The 11,480-nt window shown below is 72.2% G+C and carries 9 protein-coding genes; all 9 read right to left on the bottom strand.

Translation table 11 applies throughout. The features are described 5' to 3' along the window. Positions 1-6 precede the first annotated feature (6 nt). The 9 genes from MUN74_RS03165 to MUN74_RS03125 all read right to left on the bottom strand — a co-directional run bounded on the left by MUN74_RS03165 (position 7) and on the right by MUN74_RS03125 (position 11,415). Complete coding sequence (locus MUN74_RS03165) at positions 7-678, bottom strand: GntR family transcriptional regulator (protein WP_244854971.1); 672 nt, start codon at positions 676-678, stop codon at positions 7-9. Then, the gene (locus tag MUN74_RS03160) at positions 675-2,225 is read right to left on the bottom strand and encodes a fumarylacetoacetate hydrolase family protein (protein WP_244854970.1); all 1,551 of its coding nucleotides are present in this window, start codon (positions 2,223-2,225) and stop codon (positions 675-677) included. The genes MUN74_RS03165 and MUN74_RS03160 overlap by 4 nt, the downstream gene beginning before the upstream one ends. A 102-nt stretch (positions 2,226-2,327) precedes the next feature. Next, positions 2,328-3,233 (bottom strand): HpcH/HpaI aldolase family protein, encoded by a 906-nt coding sequence (locus tag MUN74_RS03155; RefSeq protein WP_370647339.1) that lies wholly within the window; start codon positions 3,231-3,233, stop codon positions 2,328-2,330. Continuing rightward, positions 3,218-4,003 (bottom strand): 2-oxo-hept-4-ene-1,7-dioate hydratase, encoded by a 786-nt coding sequence (hpaH, locus tag MUN74_RS03150; RefSeq protein WP_244854969.1) that lies wholly within the window; start codon positions 4,001-4,003, stop codon positions 3,218-3,220. The genes MUN74_RS03155 and hpaH overlap by 16 nt, the downstream gene beginning before the upstream one ends. Before the next feature lie 105 nt (positions 4,004-4,108). After that, the gene (locus MUN74_RS03145) at positions 4,109-5,788 is read right to left on the bottom strand and encodes a thiamine pyrophosphate-binding protein (protein WP_244854968.1); all 1,680 of its coding nucleotides are present in this window, start codon (positions 5,786-5,788) and stop codon (positions 4,109-4,111) included. A 301-nt stretch (positions 5,789-6,089) separates the two neighbouring features. Continuing rightward, positions 6,090-7,499 carry an aldehyde dehydrogenase family protein gene (locus MUN74_RS03140; RefSeq protein WP_244854967.1) on the bottom strand — a complete coding sequence of 470 codons (1,410 nt, stop codon included), beginning with the start codon at positions 7,497-7,499 and terminating at the stop codon, positions 6,090-6,092. A 51-nt stretch (positions 7,500-7,550) separates the two neighbouring features. Beyond that, complete coding sequence (locus MUN74_RS03135) at positions 7,551-9,533, bottom strand: primary-amine oxidase (protein ID WP_244854966.1); 1,983 nt, start codon at positions 9,531-9,533, stop codon at positions 7,551-7,553. A 222-nt stretch (positions 9,534-9,755) separates the two neighbouring features. Further along, positions 9,756-10,688: an AraC-like ligand-binding domain-containing protein gene (locus MUN74_RS03130; protein ID WP_244854965.1), complete on the bottom strand. Its 933-nt coding sequence runs from the start codon at positions 10,686-10,688 to the stop codon at positions 9,756-9,758. A gap of 103 nt (positions 10,689-10,791) precedes the next feature. Next, the gene (locus MUN74_RS03125) at positions 10,792-11,415 is read right to left on the bottom strand and encodes a TetR/AcrR family transcriptional regulator (RefSeq protein ID WP_244854964.1); all 624 of its coding nucleotides are present in this window, start codon (positions 11,413-11,415) and stop codon (positions 10,792-10,794) included. Positions 11,416-11,480: the final 65 nt, after the last annotated feature.

Here is an 11,480-nt window from a genome sequence, read left to right as displayed (position 1 = left end):
GCGGGGTCAGGGGGTCGGCACGGGATGCCGCAGCTCGGCCTGGTGCTCGAGCACGGCGTCGAGCGTGGCCGTGCGGTGGGCCCGTGCGGCGAGCTCGATCTCGAGGGCGTCGGCGCCCTGCTCGATGAGGGCGACGATGTGCTCGTGCTCGTCGACCGACTCGTGCGCGCGGCCCGGCACGAAGCTGAACGACGAATCGCGCAGCACCTTCATGCGGTTCCAGCCGCGGTGCACGAGGTCGAGGATGTGCGGGTTCGGGCACTCCTCGTAGAGCACCGCGTGGAACTCGAGGTTGAGCTCGGTGAAGCGGTGCGGGTCGAAGTCGTCGAGCGAGCGGCGCATGCGCTCGTTGATCTCGCGGGCGCGGCGCAGGTGCTCGGGCGTGAGGGCGGGAGCCGAGAGCGCGGTCGCGGCGCCCTCGACGAGGGCGAGCGTCTGCATGGTGTGCAGGTACTCGGTCTCCTTGATGAGGGCGACCTGCGCGCCGACGTTGCGCTCGAACGTCACGAGTCCTTCGGCCTCGAGCCGGCGGATCGCCTCGCGCACGGGCACGACGCTCACGTCGAGCTCGGCCGCGATCGGGCCGAGCACGAGCCGGTAGCCGGGCACGTAGCGCCCGTCGTCGATGCGCTCGCGGATGAACCGGTAGGCCCGCTGCGACTTCGATTCGGCGTTCATCGTTCGTCCGCTTCGTCCTGAACCGGTCGGAGGGACGCCTCGTACCGCGCCCGCCACTCGGCGTTCATGGGGAACAGGCCGTCGACGGATGCCCCGGCCGCGACCTGCTCGGCGACCCAGGCGTCCTCCGCCTCCTGCGCGGCCGCCTCGGCCGCGACCTCCGCGGCGATCGCCGCTGGGATCACGAGCACCCCGTCGCCGTCGCCGACGATGACGTCGCCGGGCTGCACGGCAGCGCCGCCGCAGGCGATCGTGACATCCGTCTCCCACGGCACGTGGCGGCGGCCGAGCACGCTCGGGTGCGGGCCCTGGCTGAACACCGGGATGTCGAACTCGGCGACCGCGTCGAAGTCGCGCACACCGCCGTCGGTGACGATGCCGGCCGCGCCGCGCACCTGTGCACGGAGGGCGAGCACGTCACCGACCGTGCCGGTGCCGCGCTCGCCGCGGGCCTCGACGACGAGCACCTCGCCGGCCTCGACCGTGTCGAATGCGCGCTTCTGGGCGTTGAACCCGCCGCCGAACTCCTTGAACAGGTCGGGACGGAACGGGATGAACCGCAGCGTCTTCGCGGTGCCGACGATGCGGTCGCCCGGGTGGTTCGCGTACACGCCCTCGATGAACACGTCGTGGTAGCCGCGCTTGCGGAGTGCCGCCGAGATCGTCGCGACGGCCGCGCTCGAGAGCAGGTCGCGCACCTCGTCGGTGAGCACGGTCGGGGATGCCGCAGGTACGGCGCCGGCCGCGGCATCCGCCCCGGTCGCGGCCGGTGCGTCGAGCGGGCTGGCCTTGCCGGCGGCGACGGCCGCGGCGTGCTCGGCCTCCGAGCCCCACGCCTCGATGCGCTGGGCGTCGTCGATGGCGGGCTTGGTGCCGAAGTCGCCGAACGGGACGTCGCCCTCGGTGACGGTCGTGACGAGGCGGCCGGTCGTCGGCGTGCCGGGCGCGAGCGGCGCGTCGACCTCGACCTCGACGACGTCGCCCGGCACGACGACCGAGGAGCCGGCGGGCGTGCCGGTCAGGATGACGTCGCCCGTCTCGAGCGTCATGTGCTGCGAGAGGTCGGCCACGAGTCGCCCGAACGGGAACAGCAGGGTGTCGCTGGTGTCGAGCTGCACGAGCTCGCCGTTGACCCAGGTGCGCACGCGCCAGCCGTCTTCGCCCGCGACGCTCGCGGGGATCGCGGCCGGCCCGATGGGGGTGAAGCCGTCGCCGCCCTTGTTGCGCACGTTCGAGCCCTTGTCGGCGGCGCGCAGGTCGTAGAGGCCGAAGTCGTTCGCGGCGGTGACCTGGGCGACGTGCTTCCAGCCGTCGGCGGGGGAGACGTGGCGGGCGGGCTCGCCGATGACGATCGCGATCTCGCCCTCGAAGGCGAGCAGCTCGGTGCCCGCGGGGCGCTCGATCGTGCCGCCGGTCGGAGCGAGGGAGGACGCCGGCTTGAAGAAGTAGCTCGGCTGCGCGGGCGTACGACCACGTTGCGTGGCCCTCGACGGGTAGTTGAGGTGCACGGCGATGATCTTGCCGGGGGTCGGGATACCGAAGGTCATTGACGTCCTCGTCTCGTGATATCAGAAATCATATACGATCTGGCTGGGGTTGTGAAGGGCCGCGCGCGTCGGCATCGGTGCAGACACGGGATGCCACGTGGCTCAGTAGCTCGTGCGCGGCGGCGTGGCCGGGGCATCCGTCTCGCTTGCGGCATCGGGCCCGACCGGTCGTGAGGCGATGAACCGGTCGGCGAGCGCCTCGGAGGCGCGGGCGAGGATCGCGACGTCGGCGCCGACGGCGGCGAACGACGCACCGGCCGCGAGGTAGCGGTCGGCGTCCTCGGCGACGAAGGCGTTGATGCCGACGGGCTTACCGGCCGCCTGCGCGGCGCGGATGGCGGCCATCGCGGCGTCGACGACATCGGGATGCGACGGCTGGCCGAGCAGTCCCATCGAGCCGGCGAGGTCGGCCGGGCCGACGAAGATCGCGTCGACCCCGTCGACCGCGAGGATCTCCTCGACGTTCGCGACCGCGGTCGCCGACTCGATCTGCACGGTGAGGCTCACGGTCGCCGAGGCGCCGGCGAGGTAGCCCTCGACGCGGTTCCAGCGCGACGACCGCGCGAGCGAGGCACCGACGCCGCGCACGCCGTGGTCGGTCGGGCCGGGGCGATGGCCCGAGGCATCCGGCTCGGATGCGTGGGCCGCGGTGCCCGGATACCGCACGGCACGCACGATCTCGCGTGCCTGCTCGGCCGTGTCGACCATGGGCACGAGCAGGTTCTGCACGCCGAGGTCGAGGTACTGCTTGATGACGACGGTGTCGCCGTACGGCGGGCGCACGAGCGTCGAGACCGGGTACGCCGAGACGGCGTAGAGCTGGTTCAGGATCGTCTGCAGGTCGTTGGGGGAGTGCTCGGCGTCGATGAGCAGCCAGTCGACGCCGCTGCCCGCCGCGATCTCGGCGACGAGCGGGCTCGCCGAGCACACCCACATGCCGATGAGCGGGCGGTCGGCCCCGGTGACCCGGCTGATGAACGGCTCGGGGAGGTTCAGGCGAATCGGCACGTGATCGCCCCCAGCTGTCCGTAGTCGGCGTGCACGGTGTCGCCCCGCTCGACCCACATGGGCCGGGTGAACGAGCCGGCGAGGATGATCTCGCCCGCCTCGAGGGACTGGCCGTGCTGGGCGAGCTTGTTCGCGAGCCAGGCGACGCCCATCGCCGGGTGGCCGAGCACGGCTGCGGCGACGCCCGACTCCTCGATCGTCTGGTTGCGGTAGAGCAGAGCGCCGATCCAGCGCAGGTCGACCTCGTCGACCTTCACGGGGCGTCCGCCGACCACCATCGCGCCCATCGCCGCGTTGTCGCTGATCGTGTCGACGATCGTGCGGCCCTGCAGCTCGATGTGCGAGTTGAGGATCTCGAGCGCCGGCACGACGTACGCGGTCGCGTCGAGCACGTCGAAGATCGTCGTGTTCGGGCCGGTGAGCGGCTTCGCGAGCACGAACGCGAGCTCGACCTCGATGCGCACGTTCGAGAACCGGTCGAACTCGATCTCGGCACCCGACTCGAACACCATGTCGTCGAGGATGACGCCGTAGTCGGGTTCGGTGATGCCGGTCGCGACCTGCATGACCTTCGAGGTGAGGCCGATCTTGCGGCCGACGAGCCGGGCGCCACCGGCGATGCGTCGGTCGGCCCAGACCTTCTGCACGGCGTATGCGTCGTCGACGGTCATGTCGGGGTGCCGCGCGGTCAGCCGCGGCACGATGCTGCGGTCGCGATCGGCAGCGACGAGCTCGTCGGCGATCGACTCGATGGCGGATTGGTCAAGCACGCGGGCTCCACTTCGTCGTCGGGGCGTTCATCACAGATCGTATACGATCTGGCTCATCCTGCACAGGGGCCTGCGCAGATGGGCGAGCGCGGCGGGCGGGATGCCTCAGCGCGAGTTCACCCGAATGATCTCGTGCTGGTACGGGGCGATGACCGATCCTGAGATGCGGCAGTCGAGCATGAGGAACGGCCGCTCGGCGACCGGCCGTGCCGCCCACTCGGCGAGCGCCTCGAGGTCGGCGAGCGTGCGCACGACGACGCCCTGGGCGCCGAACGCGGTCGCAGCGCCCGCGAAGTCCGCCTCGGGGATGCGCATCGGAGCCTCGGCGAGGCCCTTCAGCCCGTACAGGTTGACCTCGGCACCGTAGGCGGCGTCGTTCCAGATCACGGCGATGCCGCGGCCGGCCGCGGTGCGCACGGCGGTCTCGAGGTCGGCGAGGGCCATGAGCCCGCCGCCGTCGCCCGACGTGAGCACGATCGTCGCGTCGGGTTTCGCGGCCGCGGCGCCGGCGACGCTCGGGAAACCCTGCCCGATCGACTGGAAGGCCGTGCCGACCATCATCATGCGGTCGGGCGAGGCGACCGGCCAGTACATGTTCGCCCAGCCGATGAAGTGCCCGCCGTCGGAGACGACGACCCGGTCCTCGGGCAGCAGTTCGGCGATCCGCGTCGCGACCGCGCGCGGGTCGAGGCGGCCGTCGCCCGCGAGGCCGTCGGGGCGGTCGGGGCCGGGGTAGGCGCGGAGTGCGGCGATGTCGACCGACTCGCGCCAGCCCGACGGCGTGGCACCGGTCACGGCCAGTTCGGCGACGAGTGCGCGGGCGATGACGCCGGCGTCGGCACGGAGGTATCCGCCGACGTGCGGGTGGGTCGCAGCCGGTGCGACGTCGATCTGGAACACCCGGGTGCCGGGCGCGAACAGCTCGCCGAACCGCATCGTGAACTGGTTGAGCGAGGCGCCGAAGACGACGGCGACGTCGGCCTCGTGCACGAGCGCCATCGCGCCGTCGGCGCCGAATCCGCCGGTGACGCCGAGGTCGTAGCTGGTCTCGGGGAAGATGCCCCGTCCGAGCGCGGTCGACGCGGTCACGGCTCCGGTCGCCGCGGCGAGCTCGCCGAGCGCCTCGCCCGCGTCGGCGAGCCAGGCGCCGCGGCCGGCGAGGAGGAACGGGCGCTCGGCGCCGGCGAGCGCGCGTGCGATCTCGGCGATCGTCGCCACCGCGAACTCGCCGGCGGGGGCGAGGGGCGCGGGATGCCGCGGGGCCGGCGCCTCCACGAGCGGGCCGGCCTCGACCGACGCGACGTCGTAGGGGATCGCGAGCACGACGGGCACCCGGTAGTTGAGCGCGTGCTCGACGGCGATGACGGTGGTCGCGGCGGCGTCGGTGCGGCCGACGGTGTACGTGCGCGCCCCGACGGCGGAGGCGAGGGCGATCTGGTCGACGTCCCACGGGCGGGGACCAGAGGTGGGCTCATCGCCGACGACGAGCACGAGCGGCACGCGCGCCTGCGCCGCCTCGGCGAGCGAGGTGAGCGTGTTCGTGAAACCGGCGCCGTACGTCGACGTCGCCGCCGCGAGCCGCTTCGAGGCGCGGTAGTGCGCGTCGGCGGCCACGACCCCGCCGGCCTCATGGCGGACCGCCGTGAACGCGGCACCCGTCTCCTTCTCGAGCGCGTCGAGGAAGTAGGCGTTGCCGTTGCCCATGACGCCGAAGACGTGGTCGACGTGGGCGGCGAGCGCGTGGGCGACGTGTGCGGAGACGGTGGTGGACGAGGTCGCGGGCATCGCGGAGCCTTTCGAGACGTGACGGAGGTGGTGGATTCCGTATGTGTCTCGCGGCAGGGGCCCGCTTCGTGCCCATTTTTCGAGCACCGGCGCCGCGCGCGATCGACGATCGGCGGCGCCTGGACGTGTCGAGTATACGACGCCGCCCCTCGTGCGTTCGGCGGCCCGGCTCGGGGCACGGAGGGTCGTGCGTCCTCGGCCGCGCGCCTGGCTGACGACGCGCGCACGCGGCACGCAGCACGCAGCACGGAGCGCCGAGCGCCGACGCCCTGAGGACGTCGGCGCTCCGCGGCATCCGGCCTCAGCCGTTGACGACCTGCGGGACGGACACCGCCTTCAGGCCCTCGACGCCGAACTCGAGGCCGTACCCCGACTGCTTGACCCCGCCGAAGGGGATCATGGGGTGCACGCCGCCGTGCGAGTTGATCCAGACGGTGCCGGCCTCGAGGCGGGCGGCGATCTCGCGGGCGCGGTCGCGGTCGCCCGACCAGACCGAGGCGCCGAGGCCGACCTCGACGTCGTTCGCGAGCCGCACGGCCTCGTCGACGTCGGAGTACCGGATGATCGGCAGCGCCGGGCCGAACTGCTCCTCGACGACGAGCGGGTTCTGCGGGTCGATGTCGGCGACGAGGGTCGTCGGGTAGAAATGGCCGGGCTGCTCTCGGTCGGGTTCGCCGCCGACGAGCACGCGGGCGCCCGACGCCTTGGCCGCCTCGACGAGCCGGTCGACGACGCCGAACTGCATGCCGTTCTGCAGGGGGCCGAGCACGTTCTGCTCGTCGAGTCCGACGCCCATCGGCATCTGCGCGGCGAACGCCGTGAGCGACTCGCAGACCGCGTCGTAGACGTCGTCGTGCACGTACAGCCGCTTCATCGCGGCGCACGTCTGCCCGGTGTTGATGAACGCGCCCCAGAAGAGCCCCTCGGCGATCGCCGCGGGGTCGACGTCGGGCAGCACGATGCCGGCGTCGTTGCCGCCGAGCTCGAGCGTGAGCCGCGTCAGGTTGCCGGCGGAGGCCTCGATGATGCGCTTGCCGGTCGCGGTCGAGCCGGTGAACATGATCTTGCCGAACTCGGGGCGGGCGACCATCTCGGCGCCGACGGCGCCGTCGCCGGCGACGACCTCGAGGACTCCCTCGGGGAGCACCTCGTTCATGACGGTGGCGAGGGCGAGGCCCGAGAGCGTCGTGTACTCGCTGGGCTTCGCGACGACCGTGTTGCCCATGCGCAGCGCCGGCGCGATCTGCCAGATCGCGATCATCATCGGCCAGTTCCACGGGGTGATCGCCGCGACGGTGCCGACGGGGCGGTAGTGCAGCTCGGCGTAGGTCTCGCCGTCGTCGACGACGACCTCGCCAGGGAGCGGGGTCTCGGCGGTCGCGCGCAGCCAGCCGACGCAGGCGCCGACCTCGAAGCGGGCGTTCGGGCCGTTCAGCGGCTTGCCCTGCTCGCGCGAGAGCACCCGGGCGAGCGGCTCGGCCGCAGCCTCGATCGCGTCGGCGACGCGGTGCAGAGTCGCCCGGCGTTCGTCGTCGCCCAGGGCAGCCCATGCCGGCTGGGCCGCGGTCGCCCGTGCGATCGCGCGGTCGAGATCGGCGGGGCCGTGCACGGGCGCTCGGCCGATCACCTCGTCGGTGGCGGGGTCGTGCACCTCGCGGCTCGGGCCGTCGGCCGGGGCGATCGCGGCGAGCAGCTCTGCTTCGCTGTTCATGAGGGTCTCCTTCTCGGGTTCGTTCGGTCGGTTCGAAGAGCGGTCGTCGGCTCAGTGCCCGCAGGCGCAGGCGTCGCCCGTGCCGCAGCAGCCCGAGGCATCCGCCCGGCTCGCATCGGGCAGGTCGAGCGCGGGGTTGCGGTCGAGGAAGCCGTGCGGCTTGAACAGGAAGCCCGAGTAGTCGACAGGCATGACCGGCCAGTCCTCGGGGCGCGGGAGGTGTGTGGGCCCGAACACATGCCAGAGCACGAGGTCGGTGCCGTCGAGGTCGCGGTCGGCCTGCTGCCAGGCGGGGATGCCGGCACCGCCCGCATGGGCGTTCGGGTAGTCGCCCGCGGGGAAGCGCTCGTCGGGCGAGTAGGCCGTCGCCCAGAGGTGCTTCGTCGCGAAGTTCGCCCGGCCCCACACGGTCGAGTCGGGCTGCGCGAGCAGCGTCGACTTGCCCTCGGGGATGAGCCAGAAGGCGGTGGGGCGCCCGACCGCGTTGCGCCGCGATGCGCTCGCGACCTGCCAGACCCGCGAGGTCGCGCCGTTCGCGACGCGGCCGGCTTCCGACTCGCGCGTGATCGGGGTGACCTTCCACGTGAAGGCGTTGCCGTAGGGGTTCTCCGGGCCGGTCGGCACCCCGACCGCGTCGATCTCGGCGAGCGTGTTGTCGTCGCCGTCGATCGAGACGTCGAGACGGGCGCAGAACAGGTGCTGGTGCACGGGTGCGAAGAGGCCCGGCGCGATCTCGTTCGCGTGCGGGTCGTCGCGGCCGGGCTCGCCCGCGCCGGCGAAGACGATGCCGGTGGCCTTCGCCTCCATCTGGATCGTGCCGTCGAGGTACAGGTACCAGAAGAAGCCGTAGTCGTAGTTGCCGATCGTCGCGAAGTAGCTGATCACGAGGCGCCGGCTGCGCCGCACCTCGGGCCGCTCGCCCATCTCGTTGTGCTTCCAGAGGATGCCGTAGTCCTCCTCGTGCATGCAGACGACGTTCGGCATGCGCACGGGGTTGCCGTGATCGTCGGCCACGTGGGCGTCGAAGTAGTGGATGACGCCGAGGCAGTCGCATCCCAGTTGCAGGGCGTTCGCGTTCTTGCCGAGCAGGTATTCGCCGGCGTCGAAGTAGCTGATCCAGAAGCGGGTGGGCGACGTGTCGCCGTACGGCACGACCATCTCGGGCACGCTCGCGCGGGAGAGCACGGGGCGGTGCTCGTCGCCGTCGCGGAAGGAGACCTGGTGCAGCACGAGCCCCTCACGCGCGTTGAAGCCGACCCGGAACCGCCAGTTCTCCCACTCGACCGCGTTGCCGTCGACACGATAGCTCGGCCCCTCGGGCTGGGTGATCTCGATGGGCTTGAGGCTCGTGCGGGCGGGGCCTGCCGACTCGGCGTCGTAGCGGCCGTCGAGGTCGGGCACCGGGGCGCCGTCGTGGTCCTCGACGCGGATGACCCGGCGCTCGGTGAGGTCGATGTGCACCACGAGGCCCTCGACGGGGTGCGACCAGTGGTTGTCGCCGGGCGAGTCCTTGAGGAACGTGAGCGAGCGGATGACGCGGCGACCGACCTCGTCGGACCGGTTGAAGAAGCCCGGCGCGAGCGGGCCGCAGAACGCGAGCTCGATCTTGTCGGCGAGCCCTCGGCGCTCCATCGCGGTGCGCCACTCGGGGGAGGACTTCACGATCTCGGCGGCGAGCTCGTACTCCTCGAACAGGTATTGGGGCTGCCCGTAGGGCGGATGCTGCGGGTCGAGGTCGCGCCAGTCGTCGATCTCGCCCGTCGTGAGGTTCACGACGGCCTCGGCCGCCTGGCCGGTGTCGAGCTCGAGGATCGTGTAGCGCAGCCGGCGCTCGACGGGGTCGCCCTCGGCGAAGCCCGCGACGAGTGCCTTGTCGGGCTCCTCGGGCATGACGTTCGGGAACCGCGTGTGCTCGCCGACCCGCCCGGCCTCGACCAGGATCTCGCGTCCGCGCTCGAACTCCTCCGCGGTCGTCAGGTCGAGGGGGTGGCGCACCTCGGTCGGGGCGACGGTGAGCAGTTCGTGGTGGTGCATGGATCCTCCAGGGTCGTTTCCCAGTCTTCGTGGCGGGTGCGTCGTCGTCTTGTCGCTCCGGGCGCGGTGGTGTTCCGTGCGCGCACGGGTGCGGGTGCGGTTGGCGGGGCGGTGGCGGGGCGCGCGTGCGCGTGCTGCGCGCATACGAGCTCGAGTGCGGGTTCGGGATGCTGCGGCGCGATGTCGCCGCAGGCGCAGGTCGTCGACGCGGCCGAGCGCGGGCTACCGCTCGCCGCGGATCGCGCTCGGCGAGCGGTCGAACTCGGTGCGGAACACGCGGCTGAAGTGCGCCGCGTCGGCGAAGCCCCACTCGCTCGCGATGCTCGAGATCGACCGGTGGTCGAACGCGGGGTCGGCGAGGCGGCGGCGGCACTCCTCGAGCCGGCGCCGGCGCACCCAGCCCGAGACCGTCGCACCGTGCTCGTGGAACAGCGAATGCAGGTGGCGGGGCGAGACGAAGTGCGCCGCTGCGAGGCTGCCCGGGTCGAGTTCGGTCGAGCGCAGGTGCTCGTCGATGTAGCGGGTGACCTCGCTGAACAACCGCTGTCGCGGGCTCGTCGACACCCGGGCCGTCGCGAGCTCGTTCGAGAGCATGGCGGCGACGAGGTCGACGCTCGTGCGGGCGAGGCGGTCGCCGCCGGGTCCGCCGACCAGCTCGAGGTTGCCGGCGAGGTTCGCGAGGTGCGGTACGACGACGTCACCGAGCCCGCCGGCGTCGCCGAGCGACGTCGCCGTGAGCTCGCCGACGGCGTCGTGCGGGAGGTCGAGGGCGTGCGCCGGGAACATGAGCACGAAGGTGCTCGACCGCTCCTCGAAGGCGAGCGAGTAGGGGTGGTCGGTGTCGTAGATGACGAGCGATCCGGGCCGGAGCACCGTCTCGCGTCCGTGCTGCACGAGGAGGCCGGTGCCCTCGAGCTGCAGGCCCACCTTGTAGCAGCGTCGCGGCGAGTCGGCGATGAGTCTCGGCGTGCGCTCGACGAGGTGCTCGTCGGCCGCGACGATCGAGCAGTGCACGTCGCCCGCGGCGACGTGGCGGATGCCCCCGCCGAACGGGTCGGGACGGTCGGTCGTCACCCGGAGCGGCACGAAGGACTCGCTCACCGCCGTGCGGAATCGGGGGAAGTCCAGACTTCCCGTCGTCGTCGCTCGACCCATCGCCATTCCTCCTCGAACCGCCTCGATGGTTGCGAACACCATAGGACTATCCATTTGGATAGTCAAGAAATCGGGCGGGTCGAGGATGCTGCGCCCTCGCGCCTCAGCTGCGGGTCGCGTGCTCCTCGACGAGTCGGCGGATGCGCGCGAGCACCCGCTCGGCGTCGGCGTCGACCCCGAGCACGAGGGTCTTGAAGACGAGCCCGTCGAGGGCGAACCAGATCACCTCGATGAGCTCGTCGTCGTCGATGCCGAGCTCGAGGAGCCGGTCGCGGGTCGCCCGTCGGTAGGTCTCGTAGTACTGCTCGACCGCGGGGCGCAGCTCGGGCCGGCGTCGCGACTCGAGCAGCAGCTCGTACTGGAACGCCTGCACCGCCGTGCTGCGCGAGGCGAGCGACGCGAGCCCCTCCGCGAAGTGCGCCGTGTCGCCCGGCGCTCCGCGACCCGCCATGTTCGTCTCGCGCAGGCTCTCGTCGACCGCGAACGAGAGCGCCTCGGCGATCAGCTGGTCGCGTGTGCCGAAGTGGTGACGCACGAGTCCGTGCGAGACGCCGGCCTCGGCCGCGACCGCCCGGTAGGTCAGCGCTCGCAGGCCCGACTCGGCCACCACCGTGATCGTCGCGGCCAAGAGGGCCTGCCGGCCGGAGGTCGTCGCCGCGGGCGTCGATGACGTCGTGGCCGGCGTCTCGGTGTCGTCGGCCGGGGGCGAGGGGCGTTCACTGCTCACAGCGAGCACGATAGCGGGCCGGCGCGCGAGCGGCGCCGGCATGCCGCGGTGGTCAAGCACCGTGC

It is taken from the genome of Agromyces sp. H17E-10 (genome assembly GCF_022919715.1).
Lineage (GTDB): Bacteria > Actinomycetota > Actinomycetes > Actinomycetales > Microbacteriaceae > Agromyces.
The sequence above is the reverse complement of the archived record's forward strand: the minus strand, read 5'-3'. Positions and strand labels throughout refer to the sequence as shown.

Excerpts from the sequence above, each read along its gene's own strand:
- MUN74_RS03160 (WP_244854970.1), bottom strand. The coding sequence starts at position 2,225 with ATGACCTTCGGTATCCCGACCCCCGGCAAGATCATCGCCGTGCACCTC.
- MUN74_RS03140 (WP_244854967.1), bottom strand. The coding sequence starts at position 7,499 with ATGAACAGCGAAGCAGAGCTGCTCGCCGCGATCGCCCCGGCCGACGGC.
- MUN74_RS03130 (WP_244854965.1), bottom strand. The coding sequence starts at position 10,688 with ATGGGTCGAGCGACGACGACGGGAAGTCTGGACTTCCCCCGATTCCGC.
- MUN74_RS03135 (WP_244854966.1), bottom strand. The coding sequence starts at position 9,533 with ATGCACCACCACGAACTGCTCACCGTCGCCCCGACCGAGGTGCGCCAC.
- MUN74_RS03145 (WP_244854968.1), bottom strand. The coding sequence starts at position 5,788 with ATGCCCGCGACCTCGTCCACCACCGTCTCCGCACACGTCGCCCACGCG.
- MUN74_RS03165 (WP_244854971.1), bottom strand. The coding sequence starts at position 678 with ATGAACGCCGAATCGAAGTCGCAGCGGGCCTACCGGTTCATCCGCGAG.